The sequence below is a fragment of the Neorhizobium sp. BT27B genome (assembly GCF_050455485.1).
Classification (GTDB): Bacteria; Pseudomonadota; Alphaproteobacteria; order Rhizobiales; family Rhizobiaceae; genus Neorhizobium.
Genome location: NZ_JBCIYT010000003.1, coordinates 568469 through 590968 on the forward strand (window position 1 = coordinate 568469; position 22500 = coordinate 590968).

29 protein-coding genes, 5 tRNA genes and 1 pseudogene are annotated in these 22500 nt (G+C 58.6%); 28 read left to right on the forward strand and 7 right to left on the reverse strand.

Features of this window, described 5'->3' with window-relative positions; translation table 11 throughout:
* Nucleotides 1–30: 30 nt before the first annotated feature.
* Genes dnaN through AAIH70_RS11540 form a run of 5 tightly spaced genes read left to right on the forward strand, consistent with a single transcriptional unit; the run spans nt 31 to nt 4685 of the window.
* Complete coding sequence (dnaN, locus tag AAIH70_RS11520; RefSeq protein WP_430034107.1) at nt 31–1089, forward strand: DNA polymerase III subunit beta; 1059 nt, start codon at nt 31–33, stop codon at nt 1087–1089.
* Nucleotides 1090–1104: 15 nt separating this feature from the next.
* Complete coding sequence (locus AAIH70_RS11525; protein WP_430034109.1) at nt 1105–1380, forward strand: hypothetical protein; 276 nt, start codon at nt 1105–1107, stop codon at nt 1378–1380.
* The gene (locus AAIH70_RS11530; RefSeq protein WP_430034111.1) at nt 1380–2315 is read left to right on the forward strand and encodes an oxidoreductase; all 936 of its coding nucleotides are present in this window, start codon (nt 1380–1382) and stop codon (nt 2313–2315) included. The genes AAIH70_RS11525 and AAIH70_RS11530 overlap by 1 nt, the downstream gene beginning before the upstream one ends.
* A 22-nt stretch (nt 2316–2337) precedes the next feature.
* Nucleotides 2338–2895 (forward strand): sigma-70 family RNA polymerase sigma factor, encoded by a 558-nt coding sequence (locus tag AAIH70_RS11535; RefSeq protein WP_430034113.1) that lies wholly within the window; start codon nt 2338–2340, stop codon nt 2893–2895.
* Nucleotides 2895–4685 carry a DEAD/DEAH box helicase family protein gene (locus tag AAIH70_RS11540; RefSeq protein ID WP_430034218.1) on the forward strand — a complete coding sequence of 597 codons (1791 nt, stop codon included), beginning with the start codon at nt 2895–2897 and terminating at the stop codon, nt 4683–4685. The genes AAIH70_RS11535 and AAIH70_RS11540 overlap by 1 nt, the downstream gene beginning before the upstream one ends.
* A 58-nt stretch (nt 4686–4743) precedes the next feature.
* Here the strand turns inward: AAIH70_RS11540 and AAIH70_RS11545 are convergent, their stop codons facing one another.
* The gene (locus AAIH70_RS11545) at nt 4744–5403 is read right to left on the reverse strand and encodes a hypothetical protein (RefSeq protein WP_430034115.1); all 660 of its coding nucleotides are present in this window, start codon (nt 5401–5403) and stop codon (nt 4744–4746) included.
* Nucleotides 5404–5407: 4 nt separating this feature from the next.
* Here AAIH70_RS11545 and AAIH70_RS11550 point away from each other — a divergent pair, with 4 nt between their 5' ends.
* Nucleotides 5408–6394 (forward strand): hypothetical protein, encoded by a 987-nt coding sequence (locus AAIH70_RS11550; protein WP_430034117.1) that lies wholly within the window; start codon nt 5408–5410, stop codon nt 6392–6394.
* A complete protein-coding gene (locus AAIH70_RS11555) occupies nt 6394–6720 on the forward strand; it encodes a hypothetical protein (RefSeq protein ID WP_430034118.1) in 327 nt (108 codons plus the stop codon). Before AAIH70_RS11550 ends, AAIH70_RS11555 begins: the two co-directional genes overlap by 1 nt.
* A 264-nt stretch (nt 6721–6984) precedes the next feature.
* On the opposite strand, the gene AAIH70_RS11560 is transcribed toward AAIH70_RS11555, so the two are convergent.
* Nucleotides 6985–7191: a hypothetical protein gene (locus AAIH70_RS11560; RefSeq protein ID WP_430034120.1), complete on the reverse strand. Its 207-nt coding sequence runs from the start codon at nt 7189–7191 to the stop codon at nt 6985–6987.
* A gap of 84 nt (nt 7192–7275) precedes the next feature.
* Between AAIH70_RS11560 and AAIH70_RS11565 the strand changes: the two genes are divergently transcribed.
* The 3 genes from AAIH70_RS11565 to AAIH70_RS11575 are packed head-to-tail and all read left to right on the forward strand — an operon-like array spanning nt 7276 to nt 9166.
* Nucleotides 7276–8601: a DNA-methyltransferase gene (locus AAIH70_RS11565; protein WP_430034122.1), complete on the forward strand. Its 1326-nt coding sequence runs from the start codon at nt 7276–7278 to the stop codon at nt 8599–8601.
* Complete coding sequence (locus AAIH70_RS11570; protein ID WP_430034124.1) at nt 8598–8828, forward strand: hypothetical protein; 231 nt, start codon at nt 8598–8600, stop codon at nt 8826–8828. The genes AAIH70_RS11565 and AAIH70_RS11570 overlap by 4 nt, the downstream gene beginning before the upstream one ends.
* Nucleotides 8801–9166 (forward strand): DUF6511 domain-containing protein, encoded by a 366-nt coding sequence (locus AAIH70_RS11575; RefSeq protein ID WP_430034126.1) that lies wholly within the window; start codon nt 8801–8803, stop codon nt 9164–9166. Before AAIH70_RS11570 ends, AAIH70_RS11575 begins: the two co-directional genes overlap by 28 nt.
* Here the strand turns inward: AAIH70_RS11575 and AAIH70_RS11580 are convergent.
* Nucleotides 9163–9510 carry a hypothetical protein gene (locus tag AAIH70_RS11580; protein ID WP_430034128.1) on the reverse strand — a complete coding sequence of 116 codons (348 nt, stop codon included), beginning with the start codon at nt 9508–9510 and terminating at the stop codon, nt 9163–9165. The genes AAIH70_RS11575 and AAIH70_RS11580 overlap by 4 nt on opposite strands.
* 152 nt (nt 9511–9662) lie before the next feature.
* Here AAIH70_RS11580 and AAIH70_RS11585 point away from each other — a divergent pair, with 152 nt between their 5' ends.
* Nucleotides 9663–11912 carry a bifunctional DNA primase/polymerase gene (locus AAIH70_RS11585; protein WP_430034129.1) on the forward strand — a complete coding sequence of 750 codons (2250 nt, stop codon included), beginning with the start codon at nt 9663–9665 and terminating at the stop codon, nt 11910–11912.
* A 96-nt stretch (nt 11913–12008) separates the two neighbouring features.
* The gene (locus tag AAIH70_RS11590) at nt 12009–12137 is read left to right on the forward strand and encodes an entericidin (RefSeq protein ID WP_235937895.1); all 129 of its coding nucleotides are present in this window, start codon (nt 12009–12011) and stop codon (nt 12135–12137) included.
* A gap of 56 nt (nt 12138–12193) precedes the next feature.
* On the opposite strand, the gene AAIH70_RS11595 is transcribed toward AAIH70_RS11590, so the two are convergent.
* Entirely contained in the window at nt 12194–12319 is a 126-nt protein-coding gene (locus tag AAIH70_RS11595; RefSeq protein ID WP_430034131.1) for a hypothetical protein, read from the reverse strand.
* On the opposite strand from AAIH70_RS11595, the pseudogene AAIH70_RS11600 reads away from it, so the two are divergent.
* From AAIH70_RS11600 to AAIH70_RS11610, 3 genes and pseudogenes are all read left to right on the forward strand, one after another.
* Nucleotides 12257–12391: pseudogene (locus tag AAIH70_RS11600) on the forward strand (CsbD family protein); the annotation flags it as partial. The gene AAIH70_RS11595 and the pseudogene AAIH70_RS11600 overlap by 63 nt on opposite strands.
* 120 nt (nt 12392–12511) lie before the next feature.
* The gene (locus AAIH70_RS11605) at nt 12512–12988 is read left to right on the forward strand and encodes a PRC-barrel domain-containing protein (RefSeq protein ID WP_132272382.1); all 477 of its coding nucleotides are present in this window, start codon (nt 12512–12514) and stop codon (nt 12986–12988) included.
* A gap of 138 nt (nt 12989–13126) precedes the next feature.
* The gene (locus AAIH70_RS11610) at nt 13127–13363 is read left to right on the forward strand and encodes a DUF6894 family protein (RefSeq protein WP_430034133.1); all 237 of its coding nucleotides are present in this window, start codon (nt 13127–13129) and stop codon (nt 13361–13363) included.
* Here the strand turns inward: AAIH70_RS11610 and AAIH70_RS11615 are convergent.
* A complete protein-coding gene (locus AAIH70_RS11615; protein ID WP_430034135.1) occupies nt 13339–13722 on the reverse strand; it encodes a hypothetical protein in 384 nt (127 codons plus the stop codon). The two genes, AAIH70_RS11610 and AAIH70_RS11615, sit on opposite strands and share 25 nt — an antisense overlap.
* A 438-nt stretch (nt 13723–14160) precedes the next feature.
* Between AAIH70_RS11615 and AAIH70_RS11620 the strand changes: the two genes are divergently transcribed.
* Nucleotides 14161–14616: a VRR-NUC domain-containing protein gene (locus tag AAIH70_RS11620; RefSeq protein WP_430034137.1), complete on the forward strand. Its 456-nt coding sequence runs from the start codon at nt 14161–14163 to the stop codon at nt 14614–14616.
* Here the strand turns inward: AAIH70_RS11620 and AAIH70_RS11625 are convergent.
* Nucleotides 14602–14787, reverse strand: a complete 186-nt coding sequence (locus tag AAIH70_RS11625) for a hypothetical protein (RefSeq protein ID WP_430034139.1) — start codon at nt 14785–14787, stop codon at nt 14602–14604. The genes AAIH70_RS11620 and AAIH70_RS11625 overlap by 15 nt on opposite strands.
* Nucleotides 14788–15088: 301 nt before the next feature.
* On the opposite strand from AAIH70_RS11625, the gene AAIH70_RS11630 reads away from it, so the two are divergent.
* The 8 genes from AAIH70_RS11630 (at nt 15089) to AAIH70_RS11665 (ending at nt 17549) form a co-directional block, all read left to right on the forward strand.
* The gene (locus AAIH70_RS11630) at nt 15089–16021 is read left to right on the forward strand and encodes a hypothetical protein (protein WP_430034141.1); all 933 of its coding nucleotides are present in this window, start codon (nt 15089–15091) and stop codon (nt 16019–16021) included.
* Between the two features lie 606 nt (nt 16022–16627).
* A tRNA-Ala gene (locus AAIH70_RS11635) sits at nt 16628–16701 on the forward strand.
* A 4-nt stretch (nt 16702–16705) separates the two neighbouring features.
* Nucleotides 16706–16781, forward strand: a tRNA-Thr gene (locus tag AAIH70_RS11640).
* A 6-nt stretch (nt 16782–16787) separates the two neighbouring features.
* Nucleotides 16788–16865, forward strand: a tRNA-Pro gene (locus AAIH70_RS11645).
* Between the two features lie 8 nt (nt 16866–16873).
* Nucleotides 16874–16950 (forward strand) — tRNA-Trp (locus AAIH70_RS11650).
* 15 nt (nt 16951–16965) lie between these two features.
* On the forward strand, nt 16966–17076 hold the full coding sequence (locus AAIH70_RS11655; protein WP_430034143.1) for a DUF2158 domain-containing protein: 111 nt from the start codon (nt 16966–16968) through the stop codon (nt 17074–17076).
* 97 nt (nt 17077–17173) lie between these two features.
* Nucleotides 17174–17250 (forward strand) — tRNA-Met (locus tag AAIH70_RS11660).
* A gap of 101 nt (nt 17251–17351) precedes the next feature.
* A complete protein-coding gene (locus AAIH70_RS11665) occupies nt 17352–17549 on the forward strand; it encodes a hypothetical protein (protein ID WP_430034145.1) in 198 nt (65 codons plus the stop codon).
* Nucleotides 17550–17771: 222 nt separating this feature from the next.
* Here the strand turns inward: AAIH70_RS11665 and AAIH70_RS11670 are convergent, their stop codons facing one another.
* Nucleotides 17772–17978, reverse strand: coding sequence for a DUF982 domain-containing protein (locus AAIH70_RS11670; protein ID WP_430034146.1), 207 nt, complete (start codon nt 17976–17978; stop codon nt 17772–17774).
* Nucleotides 17979–18094: 116 nt separating this feature from the next.
* Here AAIH70_RS11670 and AAIH70_RS11675 point away from each other — a divergent pair, with 116 nt between their 5' ends.
* Genes AAIH70_RS11675 through AAIH70_RS11690 form a run of 4 tightly spaced genes read left to right on the forward strand, consistent with a single transcriptional unit; the run spans nt 18095 to nt 22494 of the window.
* A complete protein-coding gene (locus AAIH70_RS11675) occupies nt 18095–18559 on the forward strand; it encodes a terminase small subunit (protein WP_430034148.1) in 465 nt (154 codons plus the stop codon).
* A gap of 6 nt (nt 18560–18565) precedes the next feature.
* Nucleotides 18566–20137 (forward strand): terminase large subunit, encoded by a 1572-nt coding sequence (locus AAIH70_RS11680; protein ID WP_430034150.1) that lies wholly within the window; start codon nt 18566–18568, stop codon nt 20135–20137.
* Nucleotides 20137–21363: a phage portal protein gene (locus tag AAIH70_RS11685; RefSeq protein ID WP_430034152.1), complete on the forward strand. Its 1227-nt coding sequence runs from the start codon at nt 20137–20139 to the stop codon at nt 21361–21363. The genes AAIH70_RS11680 and AAIH70_RS11685 overlap by 1 nt, the downstream gene beginning before the upstream one ends.
* 9 nt (nt 21364–21372) lie before the next feature.
* Nucleotides 21373–22494 (forward strand): S49 family peptidase, encoded by a 1122-nt coding sequence (locus AAIH70_RS11690; protein ID WP_430034154.1) that lies wholly within the window; start codon nt 21373–21375, stop codon nt 22492–22494.
* Nucleotides 22495–22500: the final 6 nt, after the last annotated feature.

A 22500-nucleotide genomic window follows, 5' to 3' on the forward strand; every position in this document is an offset into this window, starting at 1 on the left:
GCGGCAATCACCACATCAGAGGAGACAACCATGCAGCTGAAAACCAGCCGCACCGAGCTCGCGCGCGTCGTTGGCGCCGTTGGCAAGGTCATCGAATCCAGAACAACCATCCCGATCCTGTCCAACATCCTGCTGGAAGCTGAGGGTGACCGCCTTCGCCTGACCGGCACGGATCTCGACATCCAAGCTACTGCCAGCGCCGAGGCGGCGATCACTGAGACGGGCCGCGTCACCGTGAGCGCTAAGCTTCTTGGCGATATCGTCCGCAAAGCCGGCGCAGATGACATCTCGCTCGATCTGAAAGATGGTCGCCTGAGCGTCAAGTCGGGCCGTTCGCGCTTTACGCTCGAAACTTTGCCGGCATCCGACTATCCAGATCTCGCCTTCGGCACTTATTCTGCCGAATTCGAGATCGACCTCGCTGCGCTGTTCGCACCTGTGTCGTTCGCCATTTCGACGGAGGAGACCCGCTATTACCTGAACGGCGTTTTCTTCCACAGTGAGGAGGGCGAGCGTTCAGTAGCCGTCGCAACCGACGGGCACCGCCTTGCCCGCAACCGCGGCCCTGAACTGCCCGCCTTTGCCGGCATCATCGTTCCGCGAAAAACAGTCGGCTTGCTGCCGAAGGGTTCGGCGAAGGTATCGGTCTCGGACACGAAGATTCGCATCGAATCGGCAGGATTCGTGATGGTTTCGAAGCTGATCGACGGCACGTTCCCGGACTATCGTCGCGTCATCCCTCAGAACAACGACAAGACCATCGTGGTTGATCGTGACGAAATGATGCGGGCATCTGACCGCGTCGTCACTGTCAGCAGCGAGCGTGGCCGAGCTGTAAAGCTGAGCGTTGCGCCAGGTTCGATCGCTCTTGCCGCACGCTCTGACGCGGGCGCCGCAGAGGATGAGGTGGCGGCCGAGTACAGCGGCGAGCCTTTCGTCATCGGCTTCAACAGCCAGTACGTCCGTGACCTGTTCAATGTGCTGCCCGCCGGACCGGTCACAATCAACGCTGCAGACGGCGGCTCACCCGCGATCATCACCGGTGGGCTTGATGGCTGGGACGGCGTCTTGATGCCCATGCGGGTTTAGCCGATGGCGAGGTTCATGGTCGATTACCGGTTCCAAGGCCGCACAACGGAAGTCATTGACGCAGAATCGCTTGCTGAGGCAGAAGCCATTTTCGAGGCAAAAGTTGATCGGGATGATTTCTCGCTCGACGCCGACGAGATGGACGACGTCGATTTCAGTGTGGCGGAGATGCATCCGGTCACGCGCGATGGCGAGGAAGTGTGGACGACATACGTCCGCACTACAGATCAGCGCGGCTTTCAATCGGCACTTGCTTCAACGCCGTTGTTCTCAAGTGGGGGTGGGGCATAATGGCCCCACTACCCAAATCTGAATCATCAACAGTTCGCGCCATATACGCCGCCTATGAGGCTGCCGCGAACTCTTGGGACAGCCTCGGCATCTCGGTCGGCGAGGCAAACGCACCTTGCGATCGACAGCTTTGGTATGCGTTTCGCTGGGCATCGCCGTTGGAAAAGCATCACGGCCGGCAGCTGCGCCTTTTCGCCACTGGTAACATTGAGGAAGACCGCCTCGTGGCCGACCTCGAAGCGATCGGCGTTGACGTCTATGGCCAGCAGGATCGGATTCGCCTGGTTGGAAGCCATGTCCGTGGCAAGTGCGACGGCAAGGCCATAGGCATAGTCGAAGCGCCGAAGACCGAGCACTTGCTGGAGTTCAAGTCGAGCAACACGAAGGGCATGAAGCTGATCGTTAAGGATGGCTGCGAGAAGGCGAAACCGCTCCACTACGGCCAGTGTCAGCTGGGCATGCACGCTTTCGGCCTGTCACGATGCCTGTATCTCGTCAGCTGCAAGGATGACGATACGCTTTACGCCGAGCGGCTCATTTACGATCCAGAGTTTTGCATGCAGCTGCTGGCACGCCTTGAGCGGATCATCAACGCGCCAGAGCCGCCGTCTCGTATCAGCGAGGATCCAGAGTGGTTCGAATGCTTGTTCTGCAAACACAAGCCTGTCTGCAAACAGTCGGCGTGGCCCCGCGTGACCTGCCGGTCATGTATCCACTCGACGCCTGAGATGGGCGGCGATGGCCACTGGTCATGCGCCCGGTGGGCGAAGCCGATCTCATTCGATGAACAAAAAGAGGGATGCCCGACGCACCTGACCATTCCAGCCTTGGTGCCCGGCGAACAGATCGACGTCGATGAAGAGGCTGAGACCATCACCTACCGCCTTACCAACGGCGATCTTTGGACTGACGGCGCTACCAACGTCGCAGCCTGACACCACCACAGAGGAGACCATCATGACCCCGGCGAACGATAACCGCCCTTCATTGAAACGGCCGGCCGGCTTCGATGCCGCGCTTGAAGCGTACCTGCCTCAGCTTCGCAAGCAGGCCAACTATATGGCCGGCACTCGGGAGGATGGCGAAGTGCTTCTACACGAGACGGTGCTGCGCATGCTGCGCTGTGCCGGCAATTGCCGTGTTGAAACGTTCAGAACCTGGGCACAGTACAAGCTACTCAACACCCACAGCGGCATGAGAGCCGCCGCCCGCAGTCAATGCCGATCGGCGCCGACAACATCTCTCACGCCTGCCAACGACAATGACCCGGATGCATTCGCTCGCACAGTGTCGCAGATGCGGACGCCAGCGACGCAGGAAGCCGAGGCAGACTTCTCTGACGCAATCCGCGTGCTCAGCATGATTAAAGACGGCGACCTGCTACTTCGGCGCGCCATGGGCATTGAGCTGAAGGTAATCGGCGGCGATCTCGGCGTGAGCAAGGAGCGCGTCCGCCAGCGCGAGGAAGCGGCCAGGATGGCATTCTGTGCAGCGATGCAGCGGAGTGCCGCTTGATGGGGCTGCGATATTATCAGGAAGAGGCCGTCGAGGCGCTATTCGACTACTGGGGCGAGGAGGCCGGCAATCCGCTAATCGACCTCGCGACCGGTACCGGCAAAAGCATGGTTATGGCGACAGTCATCCGCCAGCTCGTAGAAGGCTGGCCGGATATGCGCATCATGGTCGTGACACATGTCGCAGAGCTTATCGAGCAGAATTTCCTCGAGCTGCTCGGCGTCTGGAAGCAGGCCCCGGCTGGGATATTCTCGGCGGGGCTAAATCGTCGCGACGCGCGAAGCCAGATCATCTTTGCCGGCATCCAGACAGTCTGGAATAAGGCTGACCTGATTTGTGGGGCGCGCCTTGTGGACGGCGAGAAGGTTTATGACCGCCCGATCGATGTCGTGCTCGTCGATGAGTGCCATCTGATCCCGAAAAATAGCGACACCCAGTACGGCCAGTTCTTCCGGATGATGCGGGAAGTCAATCCCGACCTCAAGATCGTTGGCCTCACAGCGACGCCGTTTCGACTGGATAGCGGCCGACTAGATGAAGGCGAGGACCGGATGTTCGACCGGGTCGTCTACACCTACGGCATCGCCGATGGGGTGCGCGACGGCTATCTCGCGCCGCTATCGTCAAAGCATACTGCCACTGAGCTCAGCATGAAGGGCGTGGGCCGCTTAGGCGCGGACTATAAGCAGTCGGCCATGCAGGCTGCCGTCGACAAGCCGGATGTCACGCAGGCCGCCGTTGATGAGATCGTCGCGAAGGGCGCGGACAAACGGTCTTGGCTTTGCTTCTGCTCTGGCGTCGAGCATGCTGAGCACGTTCGCGACGAGATCCGGTCACGCGGCATCAGTTGCGAAATGATCACTGGCGACACGCCGAAGGAAGAGCGTCGCCGGATCATCGAAGACTTCAAGGCCTACCGGATCCGCGCCCTCACAAACAACAGCGTGCTGACCACCGGCTTTAATCACAAGGGCGTGGATCTCATCGCGGCCCTGCGGCCGACGTTGTCCGCATCGCTATACCTGCAGATGATGGGGCGAGGGACGCGAGTGCTCTACGCGCCTGGCATGGCGTTGGACACGCCTGACGAGCGCCGGGCTGCAATTGCCGCCGGGCCGAAGCCGTCCTGCCTTGTGCTGGACTTCGCCGGTCTCGTCGACAAGCACGGTCCCGTCGACATGGTTGAACCAAAGGAGCCAGGCAGCGGCGACGGCGAAGCTCCTATGAAGATTTGCCCGCAGGACGGTTTCGACAAGAACGGCTCGCCAGGTTGCGGTGAGAAGCTGCACGCCTCGGCTCGCATCTGCTCCTGTTGCGGTTTTGAGTTCGACATCGATGATAGCCCGAAGATCGCCGCGACGGCCGCCGACGTGCCGATCATGACCATGGCCGAACCGGAATCGCGAACCGTCACCAGCCGGACGTTCCGCTTCCATGAAGGGAAGGGCGACAAGCCGCCGTCGGTAAAGATAACATTCATGTCTGGCATGACAGCCATCAACGAGTGGGTTTGCCCTCAGCACTCCGGCTTTGCAAAGACGAAGGCGGATCGTTTTTGGCTGGCGCACGGTGGCAACCGCCCTTTCCCCCGCGAAGTGATGGAGTGGCTGGAACGGCAGAGCGAACTGAAGGAGACAGCGGTGATCACCGTCCAGCCGCGCGGCAAATATTGGGATGTGGTCGAACACGCCGCCGGCGAGAACTATGCGGCGAACGACAACGACGAGCCGCCGGCGAATGACAACCGACCGCGCCCGGCGTGGATGGATGAGGAGGATATTCCGTTTTGAAATGGTAGATCGTGCAGTCGGAAATCAGCGCAATCCTTAGCGTGATCTAGGAGGGGTTTCAGTGATGAGAGCTTGCATTCGTCCCAAGCACGTCGTTGACGAGGTTGATAAAGTTATCAGCGGCTTCCGTCATGGATCGATTGAAGTCCACAATTTGCATAAGAGCGTCACCGAGCGGTGAGCTATCGAAAGTGCGCGGGTCGATCGAACTGAAGTCATCTTTGACCAACTCCGAAACTATAGCCCGTATTTCGGTGAGGTTGAGGCGACTGCGGATTATCGTCAAGCTCGCGAAGTGATCCCAACTATCCGCGCGGTAGGCCAGGGCAATCTGCGTGATCAGAGATTTGGCGACATTCGGGAAGGAAGTCGGTCCAAGGGTCGAAGCGTTCTCTGTGAGTTGGGATATCGCCTTACTTATGTTTCTGGACCCGTTGCGGACAGCGATGGCAACCTGCAAATTGTGAGACGACTGCAGCAAGATAAGATTGCGGTGATGTCGTTCCGCGGTCGAAACCTGCTTGGACAGATACCACACCGTTATGATGGCCGCAGGTATCGCGGCCCAGCTACCTGTTGCAGACACCCACTCCCGAAAGCAGTGTTCTTCCGGACCGCAAAACGGTTCTCTGCCGAAAAGCAGGCGGAGAAAAATCAATGCGATGATGCCCAGCGCGACTGCCCAACCCCAGTCGTCGAAATGCTTTCGAAAATTCATACTCTTGCTCCAGGTTCTTGCCCTCTACCCAGATAAGCCGCCGCGCGGCGGCCGCGCAATGGGGACGTGCATGAACCGCGCCCCGGCCACCAGCGAGATGAAATATTCCGTTCTGACGGTTGACGGCGGAATTTGCGACCGCCGTTATCGCCATCATGAAAGCGCCTCACCAGCGCGAACCAAATCACCACAAGAGGAGACACAGATGAACAGAAGACAGGCGGAATCCGCAGCCTTCGATCCATTCGCAATTGCCACCGGCCATAACGGTGGCCCGCCGCTTGACGACGAGCCGGCCAATGACAACCAAACCCCGTTCGACGCGCTCAAGACGGAGCTCGACGACCTATTCGATGAGGCCAAAAACTTTTGCGACGGTGAGCCGATCGACTCGGATGAGATGGCCACAGCCATCACCGAGTTGCACGACCGCATCCACGAGTGCGGTACACGCGCTGAGGCGCTGCGTGTTGCCGAAAAGAAACCTCTCGACGACAAGGTCGCTGCGATCCAGGCGAAGTTCCACCCGCTGATTGGCAACACCAAGGCAGGCAAGGGCAAGGTCGTGCTCGGCAAGGACGCCTGCCAGTCGCTGCTGACTCCATGGCGCAAGAAGGTTGCCGATGAAAAGGCCGCCGAGGCAGCAAAGAAAGCTGCCGAGGCAGCGGCGGCTACAAAGGCTGCCGAGGATGCCATCCGCTCGTCGTCCGGCAACCTTTCCGCCCGCGAGGAGGCCGAGGAGCTGCTGGCCGACGCGAAGAAGCTGGAGCGCGGTGCGAAGCGTGCGGATAAAGCCGCGACCACCGGATTGGGTTTGCGGTCGGTGTGGAACGTGAACATCGCCGACGATGCCAAGGCGCTGGACTGGGCGTTCGAGCATGCGCCGGGCGAGTTCATGGCGATGGCGCTGTCTCTGGCAGAGGAGCAGGTTCGCAAGGGCGTGCGTTCGATCGAGGGGTTCTCTATCGTCGAAGACAAGGTGGCGCGGTGATGGACTACAGGACCCGACCGCTGACAGGCGTCGAGCGCCTGCGGCTTTTTGCAGGTATGCCTGACGTTTTTACCTTCGACGAGGAGGATGCAGCTAAGGCCGTCGAAGAACTTTCAGGAGAGCCACTGTTGGTTGACCGTCTGCGCGAGGCGGAGGCGAAAATCGAAGCCTTGGAGGCTATGCGGCCTCATTGGGCGAAAGGTTACTCCTCCGACAGCATCGCGGCTCAGGTCAGCGCCGGATCCCTCAATCAGGTTTGGAAATTGCTCGGCGTCGACAATCAAACCGCGGCTATGATGAAGTTGCGCGAGTTGGTTGCTGTATGACCAAGACCATCATGATCGCCCATGGCAGCGCAGCGGTTCAAGCTGCCCGCATCATCGCAATGGTGGCAGCTGAGAAACAGAAGAAGGCGGAGGCCTACTATCTCGCCGCCGAGTAGCACGACAAGCAAGCAGCTTCGTGCAGCGAGGTCGCAAAGGATGATCCGCGCGTTGGTGCGGACATCAGGGCCAAGGCTGCGACGGCAGCCTCTCACCATGGCGCAAGTGCAGCAGGCCTTCGTCTCGCAGCCTCCAACCTGCTGCGGTCTAATTCGGCTTGATGTCGTATCTCGCCATTAAGGCGTGGCCAGCCGCGTGAGCTAGGGCAGCGGAACCACCGTCAGGCATCCAGTGGCCGGTCGCAAATACCCATCCGCCGTCAGGCCGGCTTTTGATCGTCACGGTCATATCTCGCCCGGCCTCTCGGCGGATCATCGCCTTGAGTTCTTCTACAGTCTTGGTGGGTTTCTTCATCGATTCCTCCATCGAGATCGAAGTTATAACATAACAAGTTGACGCGCGCAACCAACGCGCTGGTTTCACCACAGAGGAGAGAATATGACGAGCACGACGATGCACGACGGAAGAGTCGTGCTGCATCAGGCCGACTGCCGCGACGCCTTGCGCAGTTTGGGCGACAACTCGATCGACAGTGTGGTCACAGACCCGCCGTATGCGTTGGTGTCGATCCAGAAACGCTTCGGAAAACCGGGCGCGGCGCCGGCCAAGGACGTTTATGGTCGCGGCGCGGCTGGGTTCATGGGCAAGCAGTGGGACACAGGTGAAGTCGCGTTTAGCGATGAGTTCTGGGTGGAAGTGTTGCGCGTTCTTAAACCGGGCGGCCATGTGGCAGCCTTTGGGGGCACACGTACCTATCATCGGATGGCCGTAGCCATCGAAGATGCGGGCTTCGAGATACGTGACCAGCTTGGCTGGGTTTATGGATCGGGTTTCCCAAAATCACATAATCAGACCGGTGATTGGGAGGGTTGGGGCACTGCGCTCAAGCCAGCATGGGAACCAATCTGCCTCGCGCGCAAGCCTCTGGCCGGTACCGTGGCGGCAAACCTTGAGGAGTGGGGCGTCGGTGCGATCAATGTTGATAAGTGCCGCGTTGCGACGGAAGAAGCGTTGAGCGCCGGTGCCGGAAAGTTGTGGTCGTACTACCGTGAAGGCGAGGCAAGTGCAGACCGCAGATACAATGACGTGGGTGGCACTAGCTTCTCATTGAAGCCTGGTACCAGAGGCGGTAATCCTGCCGGCCGCTGGCCAGCAAACATCCTGCACGACGGCAGCGACGAGGTACGCTCTGCTTTCCCAGATGCGAAGGGTCAGCAGGGAGACCTGAACGGTCAGTCGAAAGACCGCAAGAGCAAAGGTATCTTTGGCGATATGCCTGCCGCTCGGCAGGCGTTGGCTCGCGTGGAGGCCGACACCTCAGCCGCGCGGTTCTTCTACTGCGCAAAGGCAAGTCGGGCCGATCGGGACGCCGGCCTTGAGCACCTGCCGAAGAAAACAGGCGGCATGGTTTCAAACACCTCGGGCCAACACATCACCCGACGTGATGCCGAATATAAGCCGGAGCCTCGAGCAAATACACATCCGACCGTCAAACCGATCACCCTTATGCAGTGGCTCTGCCGCCTCATCACGCCGCCCAATGGTGTAGTTCTCGACCCTTTCATGGGCTCCGGATCGACGGGTAAAGCGGCTGTCCTTGAAGGTTTTCGGTTCGTGGGATGCGAGCGCGAGGAAGAATACATGCCGATTGCGTCATCTCGTATCGCGTGGGCAATCGGCGCAGCGGACAAATCGGAGCAAGCCCCAGTGATACGCGTCGCCAATGACAATCGGGAAGGTGATCTGTTCGGGGTGGCAGCATGAGCCCGGCCGAGATGGAGGCCGCTTGCAAAGACAGCCTTGCGGGTGCTGTTGAGTTTGGCCTGCCTGAGAACAGGGCTTGCGTGAACCTCGTCACGCCGCGCGGTTTCAAGCCGCCGCAGGGTTTCCCGCGTGGGTATCTGCTGCAGGTGAAGGAAGACGGTCGACGCATCAAGAGCTATCCGGCGCTGCGTGTGCTGGCATGGATAAGGAAGGCGGCGGCAGCATGACCTTCCAACCAACAATGGTCGGCGGCGCGCCTGCGGTCTGCAACTGCTGCGGCCGCGCTGCCACGGGCGTCGGCATCGGCGATGCGAAGGAGCCACGGTTCCTTTGTCAGGAGTGCGTGCTTATCCTCGAACAGATCAAGCGTGTTCGCCGGTTCGATCCCTACGAGCTTGAGGCGCGCCTTGGTGGGATGGAAGCCGCTGGGCCGCTGGTCGACGAGTTTGGCAGTGACCTTGCTGAATGGAGCGAGGAGCAGGTGCTCATGTTCTGCGGCGCGATCTGGAAGGGCTGCGCTGACAAGCTGCGGGAAGTAATCCGGAAAGGGGAGGCGCCGTTTTAGTTTTTATCCGGATCAGGCAGTGGGGAAGAGCCCATCATTTTTCTGAATTCTTCGGGAGATGTGCCTTGTCGACGGAGTATCTCGGCCACGCTGGGAGGGTTGAATATATCGTCCGTTCCGATGTTGCTCAAAGCCTGCGCCATGGAGCCGAACTTGATGTCCCCATCCTCTGCCCACTTATCAGCGACAGCCTTGTCGATCGTCACACCCGAATACTTTTGCAGCATCTCGATAGCAAAAAGCCTGCTCGCCGTGGTGTTCTTACCGGATCCGCCGCTGAGCATATTGAGGGCCAATTTTACAAGCTCGATATCTGCTTGTCGGTCCTCCTTGTGCTTTGTCATCAGCGCGATCCTTTCTGAAGACTCAGTTTGGACCTGCGTCACAATGCCTTGCGTCTGATCCGCAACGTCAGCTGTGTAGACCGAAGACCTGTAAGTGAATGCTGCGGTGGCTATCGTGCCTAGCGCAGCAATTACAGCAATGGTTCTGTTCGATGGCTGCTCAGACACTTTTGCCCCCGGTTTTACTGGCAAAATCACATGCCACAGATATGGAAGGAAACAAAGTGCTTCCGCTTGCACTAGCGCAACAATACGCAGCCCAGGGCCTTCCCGTGTTCCCTTGCCGTTCTCATGCGGAAGAGCACGCCGAAAGCACCACCGGCGAAATCATCACGCTTGGGGAAAAAACGCCTTTCACGACGAACGGCTTCAAGGGAGCAACGCAGTTTGCGCGTAACATCGCGAGATGGTGGGAAGACTGGCCGGATGCTGCGGTCGGCCTGCCGACTGGTACGAGAACAGGTTTCTTCGTTCTCGACATCGACAACAAACCAGGCGGCGCCAATGGATTCGACTGGCTAGACGACATGGAAGCGGAGCACGGCCCGTTGCCAGACACCGCGCGCGTGACCAGCCCCAACGGCGGGCTGCACATCTATTTCAAGTACGTCGCGGGCACTCGCAACCGCGGCGCTCTCGGTGCTGGCGTCGACATCCGGTCCGAGGGCGGCTACGTCCTCGCAGCTGGCAGCACAATGTCCAATGGTAGGCAGTACAGCTGGGTCGGAGACACGCGGGAGATTGCGGACGCGCCTGGCTGGCTGCTGGATCTGCTGTTGCCAAAGTCCGCCCCGACGCACAGCCATTATTCGGCATCGTCCTCAACGAATAACGCTTATGTTGATGCGGCGGTCGACCAAGAGCTTGCTGACCTTGCAAGCGCGCCAATGGGCAACCGTAACAACATGCTCAACGACACCGCTTTCGCGCTTGGCACGTTCGTCGGCGCTGGTGCTTTGTCCGAGTCCGAGGCACGCGCCTTGTTGCAGGACGTGGCGCGCGGATGGGGCAGGGACTGGTCGCGTTGCTGCAAGACGATCGAGAACGGCCTAAAAGCTGGCATCATGCAGCCGCGGCACATTCCAGAGCCGCAGCAGGACAACACACGCCTAGTCGACATGACGCGCATGATTCAGCGCGGGCTGGAGAAGGCGAGGGCACTTGAAGCCAAGGCCGAGCTGGACGTGATCAGCGAGCCTATCACGGACCCGGACGAGCCCGAAGCGCCGGCTAACGACAACCAGCCTCAGCAGCCCGCTGGCGGCATCGTCGCGACAGCGTTCAAGTGGATCGACCCATCCACGCTGCCCCGGCGCGAGTTTGCCTATGGCACGCACTTCATCCGGAAGTACGTCTCGGTCACTGTCAGCCCGGGCGGCCTTGGCAAGACGTCAGCCAGCATCGCAGAATCATTGGCCATGGTCTCGGGCAGGGCATTGCTTGGCGTTAAGCCGCCACAGCGCCTGCGGACGTGGATATTCAACGCCGAAGATCCGCGCGACGAGTTGGAGCGGCGCATCATGGCGGCTTGCATCCATTACAATCTCAAGCCGGAAGACCTTGAGGGGCATCTGTTTCTCGACAGCGGCCGTGAGCAGGAGCTTGTCGTCGCCATCGAAGACAAGAAGGCCGGCGTTCGCATCCAGCAGCCGATCGTAGAAGCGGTGGTTGAGCAGATTGAGCGGTATGGCATCGATGTCATGATCGTGGACCCGTTCGTCTCGACCCACGGCGTCAACGAAAACGACAACGGCGCCATCGACAAGGTCGCTAAACTCTGGGCGCAGATTGCCGATTACACGAACTGCAGCATCGACATCGTCCATCACCTGCGAAAGGTGGCGGACCGTGAGGCTACGGTCGAAGACGCACGAGGCGCTGTATCGCTGATCGGCGCGGCTCGCTCGGTGCGCGTGCTCAATCGGATGTCGGAAGAGCAGGCTGCAGAGGCTGGCGTGCCTTCTGCTGAGCGGTTCGGCTATTTCTACACGACCTATGGCAAGTCCAACCTGACGCCGCTGTCGCATCGTGCCGAGTGGCGGCACCTGGCGAGCGTGCCTTTGGGTAACGGGCGAGGGATGACCAAGCCGCAGGACTTTGCGCCGGTGGTGACGGAATGGAGGTGGCCCAGTGCAGAAGAGGTCGCTGGCGGCATCAGCGACGAGCAGCGGGCGGCGATCGTCACGGCCGTCGCCAACGCCGACTACAAGAAGTCGCCTAAGGCGAAGAACTGGGTAGGGGTAGCCGTGGCGTTCTCGCTTGGGTTGGACCTGGAGGACGAGCCCTCGAAGAAGCGTGTCAGCGGTCTTGTGCGCGCGCTCATCAAGGAAGGCGCTTTAGTCGAGAAGGAGGAGCGTGACCCGATCAGGCGGGAGACGGCAGTGTTTGTGCGGGCGGCTTAGAGGGATGGCCGTCGCGGAAACGAGCACTATGTGGTGATAGTGAACATCCGGAGAGAGGACATTTCCATGAAGAAAACTTTGACCACTTTGCTCGCGATGACTTTCGTCGCAGCAGCCTTGGCGTCGTGCGGCAACACAATTCGCGGCATGGGGCAGGACACTGCAAATACCGTTGACGCTACTCAGAGTGCTGGCAGGCGCGTCGACCGCGCAGCAAGCTACTAAGCCAGAAGCGAAACCATTTCTATACGAGGCCGGGCGAGCGATCGTGCCGGCCTTTTTTATGGCGTGTAGAACTGCTCCATACGCATGACCTGGCAATCTACCTCGGTCTCAACGCGGCGCTTTTCGACGACGACCTCGATGTCATCGCCGGCCAGCGTGACCAGCTCGAGGGCAAGATCCAAAGGCGTTACGGTTATGAAAAAGACCGGACCAAGAAAGACGTTGACGACTGGTATGGCCGACAGACTTGGTAAAGATGAACCCCGCTTCGGCGGGATTTTTCTTTGCCATTTTGTGGGGAACCAATATCGCTCGACCTCGTTATCTGGCCGACACGAAACGTCGTGATAACAGATGCATACGAGGAAATACTCATGAAGAACATGATTGCCGCCGCCATGACCGTAGCGATGATGGGCACGGCTGCCTATGCGCAGCAGCCAGCTGCACCGGCAGCCCCCGCTGCTGAGCAGCCGGCCGCATCTGGTGCCGACGCAACTATGGTTGGTCCCGGCCTCACTATGGGTAAGGCAGCAACCATGCCGCTCAAGTATGTTGAGATCAAGGACACGGATCTCGTGACCTCCAAGCTGGTCGGCATGAACATTTACAACAAGGAAAATGAGGAAGTCGGTGAAATTTCCGACGTTGTGATCGGCAATGGCAAGTCGGTCATCGGCGTGATCGCGAGCGTTGGCGGTTTCCTCGGTCTCGGCAGCAGCTACGTCGTTATCGATCCGGCGTCCATGGCTATCGCTGACGACAACGGCACCTGGAAAGCCTATGTCGACACGAACAAGGAGGCCCTGACCGCGGCGCCGAAGTTCGATTACGACAAGATGAAGAAGTAAGATTCTTATGTGTCGCTTTTGTCCGCTACCACGGATGTACTGGAGCGGATAGAGGCGACATCGAGGGCCAAGCGCGGAAACGTCTCGGCCCTTTTGCCACATGATTTCGTTAGACGGCTCGAATGTCACTGGTGCCAAATGACAAAATTCCACTTTCAGGTACGGAATTCAGACGGATCGTTGGGAGAAGTCTTCGAAGCGGATTTTGAATCATCTGCGGAGGCGAGATCAGAAGCAGTGCGAGCCGCTCGGGAGATGGTGTCCGACGGGCTTTGGCACGGACAACCTCTCGCCAACGAGACATTCGAAATTGTCTCCGAAAACGGCGAGATAATCGAAGCCGTACCGTTTCAGTCAGTGGTCAATTTCGACTGATCGATTGCTGCGGCAAGCGCACTGGCCAGATGTTCGCGTGACGACGGCTTTCCCAACCATGGGAAGTCGGCGAAGAACGTGCCATGATAGTCGGGATCGAAACTCGTTCCTGAGTGAATGACAGTTGGTACGCCTAAGCTTCGAAGCGCACCCGCAACTGGCTCACAGTTTCTGCCGCGCACGTGAAAGTCAATGACAGCAGCGTCCGGCTTATCCATACTCAGATAATCCAAGGCCTGACTAACGCTCGAAACGACCGCGACGCGAGCGAAACCTAAGTCTAAAAGCATAGCTTCTACGTCGAGTGCGATCAGCATTTCGTCGTCGAGAACGAGCGCGGTCTTGTTTTGTTCTTTCATGGCCCTCTTTAACACGCCCGATTCAAGCGGCTATATAAAATGTTAAATCTCGGCATGGTACGGGTTGAAGCTCGCTCCCCGCGAACCAGCTCGCTCCCCGCGAACCAGCTCGCCATATGCTGACTCACAGCCATATCCCCCACGCAACACAACCCCTGATACCGCCCAGTAGCACGTTTTCATAAACGTGCATTATCCGTGCACGAGTGGGCGGAAACACCTGCACAGCGCTGCCCGGTTAGTGCACGTTTAGTAGGGTATATATTTATATATACCACTACACGTGCAACCGTGCAGGGCGGTGTGCTGCGCGCACGGTGCCCAGTACATACTTTTAGATGAACTGGGCGGGCAGGGCGCGCCTTTGAAAATACAACCTGCGCCTTGAATGGCGGCCGCGCTCTCCGGATAAATCCTCCATCAAGACAGGAGGTCCACATGTCGCGCTCTCAGCAGACAGTTCGCATCAACGGTGCCCGCACGATCATCCGTACCTCTGCAACTGGCAAGATTGCAACCAAGCCAGCCCCACCGAGGGAGTGGGAGCTACAGGCGGCTCAGGTACGTGCGCTCCGTCGCATGCCAGAATACGGCAAAGAATTCCTGTTGGCTAGTGACCAGAACGCTGCCAAGCGTGGACCTCGCTCCCAGCAGGAGGCAGTCGCAGCCGGGATGACGCCAGGCGAAGCTGACCTTCGCATCTATCTCGCCGGTGGCCAAATCCGCATGATCGAGAACAAGGTCGGCAAAGGCAGGCTGTCCACTCAGCAGAAGGATCGACATGCGGCTCTCGCCAAGCTCGGCCACAACGTTGTGGTGGTTTCGTCGATCACGCCAGCGGAGGCCGCCAGCCAAGCAGTTGATCTGGTGCAAGGTTGGCTAGCTGTTGCCTGACGCATCGCGCCATTCGGCGCGCTCAGCCTGCCGGTTGCGCCACTGCTCACGTTTGGCTTCACGGTCTCGGCAAATTGGATGTTCGTCGTCGTTCCAGCCTTTGGCGAACCAGATTCCCAAGCCGGCAAGGACAACGACCACAAAGCCGCTCATCAGAAACGAAGCAACCATAACATCCTCCTGAACATGTCAGTCTATAACAACTGATCACAATCCAAGAGGTTCCATCAGGGGATGTGGTGAATTGAGCCGGTCATCACCTGATCAACGCCGTCTAATCGGCTCATTGCGAGAGATGCTCCGAACATCAGGATGGCGATGATCGGTACGGCGAAGAGAACGATAGATCCAGGCACACGCACGGCAAACTCCAAACAGATATCGGCGACGAAGCCACAAATGCCCGCAGGCATTTAACGACAAGTTAACTGATCGCGTTTGCGCACAGTTAACCACCACGAGAGGAGAACACATGGCACGACACGGATCACTTGCCGAGCAGTTGGCGTCATACGGAGAAACGCCACCCAAGGCAGCGAACGACAACAAGCCGAAGAAGGAAAGGCCAGCCAGATACCGGGGAACGCTTCCAGCGCTCCGTTGGCTCTGGGATAACCGGCCGGATCTGGCGCCAGCCCTTGCAAGCGCACTGCCTCGCCAATCGGCCAATTGGTTCGTCGATGTCGAGCCTACCCGCCAAGAAATTCGTCCGACGGTAGGAGAGTTGATTTCGGCCAGTCAGGACGTTGAAGGCAATGACCTGCCAACCACATATCAGCGCCACGGAAAATCCTGCCACTCGACGCTCGGCAGGTTGAAATTTCGAGATGGCCTGCTGACCGAATGGGGAGAAACAAAGAAGGGCAAAAAGCTCAAGCCAACAGACCGACCTCGCAGCACCGAGGACAAGACGATGAAGGTTCGCTCTCCCGCCTTCTACCTTGCAACCAAACCAACCAGACGATCCCCAATGGAGGCAGACCATTACCACCGGCCAATGTCTGGCGAACCGGCTATCGCATCGATGTATGACCCGTTGCCTGGTGTTGAAGATGCCCGCGCTCTATTGGCGTCACTCGGAGTGGACGGATCCGTATCGGCCAGCCAATTGCCGAACGCCGTGACATTCTGCCCTTTGGTTCCAGCAGACGGTGCAGGCTTCCTTGGTGGAATATCCAGCCCATCTGGCAATTCTTCCGAAGGTGCCGTGATGTGGGAAGCCCCTGAGGACCGCAAGAGCAGCGCCGCATCGGTTATCGAGGAAGTAGCTTCATCCGGAACGCTCAAGTCTATCGGTATGCGTCTCGGATACAGCGATGGGTATGCGGACAGAGCAGGTAAGGCCGCGCTTGTGGAATTGGCCCAGTTTCTCGCTGACACGGAAAAAATCAAAAAAGCTGCATGACCATGTGCCTTTTCGTGCCGCGTTGCTGCGTACTCTTATGAGAGGGATTGAGAGACATCCCAAAAGCAACGCGGCATAGCCGCCCCATCGCCATGCTGCATTCGTTGCAGCCTCTGAGCTTTGGGTAACTATCAGCCGATCAGCGCAAACCGAAGAAGCTGAGAACGGCGAGAATGATGACGACGGCGCCTACGAGCCAAACGATGCTGTTCATTTCGGTGTCCTTTTTGAATGTGAGCTTGTGACGGATCACAATGCCTCACGGCCCCGTGAGTTCCATGCGTTGTCATCGAAATCAGCCTGCCATGTCGAGCCGCACTGCGGACCATGGCGGCACCTACAGCCTACCCTTGATCCTCTATCCCTTCGTCTGCACCGGGTTTCGTACCGTGGCAGAGGCGGCGGATATGTCTGGCCCCTGAAATGACAGGGCGACGCTGCGGACGCGCTTCGTTGGTAGTCAATCGGCCATCTACCGAGAGATGCTTGCGGCTTGGACACGGCATTCGGTTGGCCTTCCCATTGCCATGGCGCCGCCTCCTCTCGGCGACGTGGCGATCCTGCGCCGGGCTCCCGTGATTGGTTGAGCTCGGCGCTTTTGTTTTCGGGACGTGCTCTGGGTAAGCGGGTAATCCTTGCAAGATTGCTGCCGGTCGGTTCGATTCCGACACGCTCCACCATTTGGCCAGCATAGCTCAGTTGGTAGAGCGCCTCTTTTGTAACGAGGATGTCGTGGGTTCGAAACCTGCTGCCGGCTCCATTTCATCTGTGTGTAGCTCAGTCTGGTCAGAGTACCGCACTTGGACTGCGGGAGCCGCTGGTTCGAATCCAGCCACGCAGACCATCTTCAATGCACGCCTGGATGTAACGGTAGCATGCAGGTCTCCAAAACCTTGCAGTGTTGGTTCAAATCCAGCGGCGTCGCGCCAATTAAAGGATATCGCATGTCGAAGACCCCAACTGAAATCGTCCCGGGATCTGTGGTTGAGGCCAAGAGCGGCGGCCCACGAATGACAGTATCGACCATCACCGGCGAAACAGCCTTCGTGCAGTAGTTTGACGGACCACGCCTGAATTCGGCTCGCATGCCTGTAGGCTCTCTGGTCCATGAGGACGACATCACCTATTCGTTCGGCGAATAGCCATCTTCAATGCGGGGTAGAGCAGCATGGTAGCTCGCCAGCCTCATAAGCTGGAGGTCGCCGGTTCAAATCCGGCCCCCGCAACCAAGTCAACAGGCAAGTCAACCTGGCGCCACCTCTACGATACAGCCGCATGGAAACGCTTACGGCAAGCCCAGCTTGCCACGCAGCCGCTCTGCGAGTTCTGTTTGATTACTGAGGATGTCACGGCTGCAGATGTGGTTGACCATCGCACGCCGCATAAGGGCGACCTCGAATTATTCCACGATCCAAACAACCTTCAATCATTGTGCAAGCATCACCACGACAGTGCGAAGCAGATGATGGAGCGAGGCAAACAAGTTGTCACTTATGACTTGAGTGGATACCCAATTGAGCTTGGATGACGAAGAAATAATCGAAAATATATTCGGATTTATTGCATTTTATGCTTGACTGCATCGAGCATTGGTGATAAGATGGAGGGTTTGGCCGGGGAGGGGGTGGGTCGGAAGTCCGGACCCGCCGCTTGGACTACCGGCGGCCTCCAACAGCGATAGTGCTAACACAGTTTTTCCCTCCCGCGTGCGCAAGCGCGCGAGGGGCTGACGTTATCTAACCGACAAAGATCAGTGCGCCGCTCTCAGAAGTGCTTTGCGCGCCTCGTCGTTTGCGATCCGACCTTCAGCTGCCTCAGAGCACTTTGCCCACGCTTCATTCCATTTAGGACTGCGCTTGGTGTGCTGCAGGAACGTGCGCGCCTGAGCAGTCGTAGCGATCGTGATGACGAGCCCGTCGTCATTAAGACGAACCGGCTGGGACCATTCGTTTGACATCGGAATTCCTCTCTTGGTTACAGAGTGAAATAGTCCGTGATTAATGTGTCCGTTCTTTGACGAACGGTTAAGTATTAGGCCGATTTCGATCGGCTTGGCCGGCAAGGATCACCGACATGGCAAAGAGGAAGGCGCGCATAGACAGCGCAGCTGAAGCCGTGCGCGTCATGGCTAAAGCCACTACCGAGATCTTGCCGCCGGCAAATGTTCCTCTCGATGAAGCTGACGAGCCATTCTTCCGAAACGTGGTCGCAGAGTTCGCTCGGTCGGAATGGTCCGACCACCAGCTTGAACTTGCCGCCATGCTCGCAAGAACGATGGCCGACCTGGTGCGCGAACAAAAGCTGCTCCGCGACGAGGGCGGCATCGCCAAGACCGAGAAAGGCACTCCAGTCGCCAATCCTCGAAAAACAATCGTGCAGATGCACGCCAGCTCAATCCTTTCTTTCCGGCGCTCGCTCGCCCTGCATGCCCGCGCCGTTCAGGGCGAGGCGAGGGATGCCGCTAAGCGGCGAGATGCCGCGAAGGATATCGAGGGTGACAATCCCCTAGAGGACGATCTGCTGGCGCGACCGGGCTGACCGTGAATGGCAAAGAAGCCGATGACGCGTGGCGAGCGCGTGATAGCGTTTATTCAACGCTACTGCCTCGTGCCCGAAGGGACGTTGCTCGGCAAGCCGATTCAGCTGCTCGACTTCCAGAAGAAGTTTATCCTCGCCGTCTACGACAACCCCGTCGGCACTTCTCGCGCCTACCTCTCGATAGCTCGTAAGAACGGCAAGACCGGCCTGATTGCATGCCTCCTGCTGGCTCACATCGTTGGGCCGGAGGCCTATCAAAACGGCCGCATCGTTTCCGGCGCCCGTTCTCGCAAGCAGGCGGCCGAAGTCTTCAATTACGCCTCGAAAATGGCTTTGATGAACCCGGCGCTGTCTAAATTGGTCCGCGTGGTGCCATCCGCGAAGATGATCGTCGGCCTTGCCAAAAACGTCGAGTATCAGGCCAGTTCGGCCGAGGCGAAAAGCGCTCACGGCGGATCGCCGGTCCTCGCCATTCTTGATGAGGTCGGCCAGATCAAAGGCCCGACTGATGATTTCGTTGAGGCAATCGAGACGTCGCAGGGCGCCTACGAGGGCCGGGCGATGCTGTTCGCCATTTCGACGCAAGCCGCGACCGACAACGACCTTTTCAGCCGCTGGATCGACGACGCGGAGACGTCAAAGGATCCGCGCATTGTTTCGCACATTTACACCGCTCCGGTTGAGAGTGAACTCAACGACCGGGCAGGGTGGGCCGCTGCCAATCCGGCGCTGGGCGTCTTCCGTTCGATCAAGGATGTCGAGGACTTCTCTCAGCTAGCGATGCGCATGCCGACGAAGGAAGCCAGCTTCCGCTGGCTGTTCCTTAATCAGCGCATTGATGCATCTGCTCCGTTCGTTGCTCCCGCCGTATGGCGGGCATGCGATGGCGAGGTCGATAATTTCGATGGGCTGCCGGTGTTTGGCGGTCTCGACCTTTCCGAGGTGTCCGACTTGACGGCTCTGGTGCTAATGGCACCGAAGGAGACCGATGCCGGCACCGTCTGGCAGGTCAAACCGACATTCTGGCTGCCGGGAGATGCGCTCCGCGACAAGGCGAAGGCCGACCGCGTGCCGTACGATGTCTGGAACAAGCAGGGTTTCCTTGAGGCGCCACCTGGGCCGACGGTCGACTACGAGTTTGTCGCCTACCACCTGTACGAACTCGCCCAAACGCTCGACATCCGCAAGATCGCGTTCGACCGATACAACTGGCGCTTCCTCAAGCCTTGGCTGCTAAAGGTCGGCTTTGCGGAAGAGCAGCTAGAGGGCGACGACGCCATATTCTCGCAGTTCGGGCAGGGATTTGCATCCATGTCGCCGGCGCTGCGCGAGCTTGAGAGCATTCTGCTCAACAAGAAGCTAGCCCATGGCGGTCACCCGGTACTGACGATGTGCATGATGAATGCCACCGTCCGACAGGATCCGGCTGGCAATCGCAAACTCGACAAGCAGAAGTCCAGAGGACGTATCGACGGCGCCGTATCGCTGACGATGGCGACGGCAATGGCCGGCACCTACGAGGGTGCTGAAGGCGGCGATATCGGCGACTTCATCAACAATATGGTTATGGTGATCTAATGGGCATCTTCGACAGATGGCGCGGAGTGCCCATCAAGCTCACCGACGGTGAGTTTTGGCGCGGTTTCTTTGGGCTGGGTACGACATCAGGCGAGTGCGTGACGATCGAGACCTCGCTTCAGCTAGATGCTGTTTGGGCGTGCGTGAATCTGATCCGTAACGCCGTCGTTATGCTGCCATGTCTTGTCTACAAGGCTGACGGCGTGACCGTCGACAAGGACTCGGTCCTATACGAGCTTCTGCACGACATGCCCAACATGGACGACACTGCGTCGGACTTCTGGGCGATGGCGGCACTTTGCCTCTGCCTCGACGGCAATTTCTTTGCTGAGAAGAAGTTTAACGGCGATAAGCTGATTGCGCTCAATCCGCTGCCGCCGTTGGCCGTGAGTGTGTGCCGTGATCGAAGCAACAATCGTTATTACGAGTTGACCGAGGACGGCAAGAAGCGCCGCATCCCAGAAAACAGGATGTTCCACGTTCGTGGAGCAACGCTGCCTGGCTGCGACCGCGGAATGTCTCCGATCGGTGTCGTTCGCAATGCGATCGGCAATGCTTTGGCAGGCGAGCGTGTCGCCGGAAAAATGTTTGCCAACGGCTTCCAGGTCGCGGGCGTTCTCTCTTCTGACCAGATCCTCAAGCCGGAGCAGCGCAAGCAGCTTGGTGACGTTCTCGGGCAGTTCGCCGGTTCAGACCGGGCAGGAAAGATCGCCGTTCTTGAGGCTGGCCTCAAATACCAACAGCTGACCATCGACCCAAAAGATGCACAGATGCTGGAAACGCGCCAATATAGCGTGGAGCAGATTTGCCGCATCTTTGGCGTGCCACCGGTCATGATCGGCCACGCCGCCAATGGTACGACGACATGGGGCAGCGGCATCGAGCAGCTGATCCTGCAGTTCACCAAGACGTGCCTTGGGCCGATGGTGAAAAGCATCGAGTCCGCCATCTATCGAGACCTGTTGGACAGCAAGACACGCAAATCCGTGTTCGTGAAGTTCAGCATGGAAGGCATTCTGCGCGGCGACAGCTCTGCAAGGGCTGAATTCCTGTCGAAGATGGTCCAGTCGGGCACGTACACCGTGAATGAGGCCCGCGCCTACGAAAACAAGGCGCCTGTCGCGGGTGGTAACCAGTCGATCGTCAATGGCACCATGACTCCGCTCGATAAGCTTGGCGAAGCCAATGACAACGCGCCGGCTCAGCCGGAAACTCGCGCCGCCTAGGGACATATCATGAAATTTGAACACCTGATTTCGGCATTTCTGGCCGAACCATGGGCGATTCAGCGCGAAAAACTTGGCGTTCTGGCCGACGTATTGGTCGCACGCGCCGAGGGTGAGAAGCTGTTTTCGTCCGAATTTGCTGCGTCGATTGATGACGCTCGAGCCAAGGAAATTGCCGAATCCAGCGGAAATGTCGCGATTATCCCGGTTTATGGGGTGCTCGCAAACAGAATGGACACGTTTTCGGCGATGAGCGGCGGCACTTCGTATGCCGGGATCAAGAAGGCGCTGCATTCTGCGCTGTCCAATGCCGACATCAAAGCGGTTGTCCTCGACATGGATAGTCCGGGTGGCACCGTGCCCGGCACGGACGAGCTTGCGACCGAGATCCGAAAACTCCGCGGCGGCGAGAAGCCAATTATCGCGCAGGTGAATAGCCTTGCTGCGAGCGCTGCGTATTGGATTGCAGCATCGACCGACGAGATTGTCGTGACCCCATCCGGCCGCGCTGGCTCGATCGGTGTCTACACTGCGCACGACGACGTTTCAGCTGCCCTCGAACAGCGTGGCATCAAGCGGACATATATCTCCGCCGGCAAGCACAAAGTCGAAGGCAACGAGACCGAGCCGCTGAGCAAAGAGACGCTCGCGCATGTGCAGGATGGCGTGAACCGTTCGTATAATCGGTTTGTTGCGGCAGTCGCAGAAGGTCGAGGTACCACGGTCGGCAAGGTCGAAGACGGCTACGGGCAGGGGAGAGTGTTCTATGCAGAGGCCCTCATTGATCGAGGAATGGCAGATCGCATTGCCACACTGGATGAAACACTCGCCAGGTTCGGTGCGGAAACCGACGCGCCGACAGTAAAGCGCATCAAAGCTGCGAACACATCGCGCGCTGAATCAGCGAGCATCCTGGCAGCCAAGATGGCAGCCGGCGAGCCAATCACAAAACGCGAGTTCGAGAACGGCATCAGGGGACTGATGGGGTTGACGGGCTCTGAGGCAGAGCGGGCCGCTCGGCTCTACCTCAAGGATGGTCAGGGGGCTCCTGACGTCGAGACGGATGCTGCTGCTTTGGCAGCCATTACCCGGCTTCTAGCCGAAGCAAACACACCTCTTTTGAACCGATAAGGAGCC

Excerpts from the sequence above, each read along its gene's own strand:
- AAIH70_RS11620 (WP_430034137.1), top strand. The coding sequence starts at position 14,161 with ATGTCGCGCTCTCAGCAGACAGTTCGCATCAACGGTGCCCGCACGATC.
- AAIH70_RS11590 (WP_235937895.1), top strand. The coding sequence starts at position 12,009 with ATGACTTTCGTCGCAGCAGCCTTGGCGTCGTGCGGCAACACAATTCGC.
- AAIH70_RS11630 (WP_430034141.1), top strand. The coding sequence starts at position 15,089 with ATGGCACGACACGGATCACTTGCCGAGCAGTTGGCGTCATACGGAGAA.
- AAIH70_RS11555 (WP_430034118.1), top strand. The coding sequence starts at position 6,394 with ATGGACTACAGGACCCGACCGCTGACAGGCGTCGAGCGCCTGCGGCTT.
- AAIH70_RS11530 (WP_430034111.1), top strand. The coding sequence starts at position 1,380 with ATGGCCCCACTACCCAAATCTGAATCATCAACAGTTCGCGCCATATAC.
- AAIH70_RS11570 (WP_430034124.1), top strand. The coding sequence starts at position 8,598 with ATGAGCCCGGCCGAGATGGAGGCCGCTTGCAAAGACAGCCTTGCGGGT.
- AAIH70_RS11585 (WP_430034129.1), top strand. The coding sequence starts at position 9,663 with ATGGCTGCTCAGACACTTTTGCCCCCGGTTTTACTGGCAAAATCACAT.
- AAIH70_RS11605 (WP_132272382.1), top strand. The coding sequence starts at position 12,512 with ATGAAGAACATGATTGCCGCCGCCATGACCGTAGCGATGATGGGCACG.
- AAIH70_RS11615 (WP_430034135.1), bottom strand. The coding sequence starts at position 13,722 with ATGAAAGAACAAAACAAGACCGCGCTCGTTCTCGACGACGAAATGCTG.
- AAIH70_RS11580 (WP_430034128.1), bottom strand. The coding sequence starts at position 9,510 with ATGACAAAGCACAAGGAGGACCGACAAGCAGATATCGAGCTTGTAAAA.
- AAIH70_RS11525 (WP_430034109.1), top strand. The coding sequence starts at position 1,105 with ATGGTCGATTACCGGTTCCAAGGCCGCACAACGGAAGTCATTGACGCA.
- AAIH70_RS11575 (WP_430034126.1), top strand. The coding sequence starts at position 8,801 with ATGGATAAGGAAGGCGGCGGCAGCATGACCTTCCAACCAACAATGGTC.
- AAIH70_RS11540 (WP_430034218.1), top strand. The coding sequence starts at position 2,895 with ATGGGGCTGCGATATTATCAGGAAGAGGCCGTCGAGGCGCTATTCGAC.
- dnaN (WP_430034107.1), top strand. The coding sequence starts at position 31 with ATGCAGCTGAAAACCAGCCGCACCGAGCTCGCGCGCGTCGTTGGCGCC.
- AAIH70_RS11610 (WP_430034133.1), top strand. The coding sequence starts at position 13,127 with ATGACAAAATTCCACTTTCAGGTACGGAATTCAGACGGATCGTTGGGA.
- AAIH70_RS11565 (WP_430034122.1), top strand. The coding sequence starts at position 7,276 with ATGACGAGCACGACGATGCACGACGGAAGAGTCGTGCTGCATCAGGCC.
- AAIH70_RS11545 (WP_430034115.1), bottom strand. The coding sequence starts at position 5,403 with ATGAATTTTCGAAAGCATTTCGACGACTGGGGTTGGGCAGTCGCGCTG.
- AAIH70_RS11670 (WP_430034146.1), bottom strand. The coding sequence starts at position 17,978 with ATGTCAAACGAATGGTCCCAGCCGGTTCGTCTTAATGACGACGGGCTC.
- AAIH70_RS11675 (WP_430034148.1), top strand. The coding sequence starts at position 18,095 with ATGGCAAAGAGGAAGGCGCGCATAGACAGCGCAGCTGAAGCCGTGCGC.
- AAIH70_RS11680 (WP_430034150.1), top strand. The coding sequence starts at position 18,566 with ATGGCAAAGAAGCCGATGACGCGTGGCGAGCGCGTGATAGCGTTTATT.
- AAIH70_RS11625 (WP_430034139.1), bottom strand. The coding sequence starts at position 14,787 with ATGGTTGCTTCGTTTCTGATGAGCGGCTTTGTGGTCGTTGTCCTTGCC.
- AAIH70_RS11690 (WP_430034154.1), top strand. The coding sequence starts at position 21,373 with ATGAAATTTGAACACCTGATTTCGGCATTTCTGGCCGAACCATGGGCG.
- AAIH70_RS11685 (WP_430034152.1), top strand. The coding sequence starts at position 20,137 with ATGGGCATCTTCGACAGATGGCGCGGAGTGCCCATCAAGCTCACCGAC.
- AAIH70_RS11535 (WP_430034113.1), top strand. The coding sequence starts at position 2,338 with ATGACCCCGGCGAACGATAACCGCCCTTCATTGAAACGGCCGGCCGGC.
- AAIH70_RS11560 (WP_430034120.1), bottom strand. The coding sequence starts at position 7,191 with ATGAAGAAACCCACCAAGACTGTAGAAGAACTCAAGGCGATGATCCGC.
- AAIH70_RS11655 (WP_430034143.1), top strand. The coding sequence starts at position 16,966 with ATGTCGAAGACCCCAACTGAAATCGTCCCGGGATCTGTGGTTGAGGCC.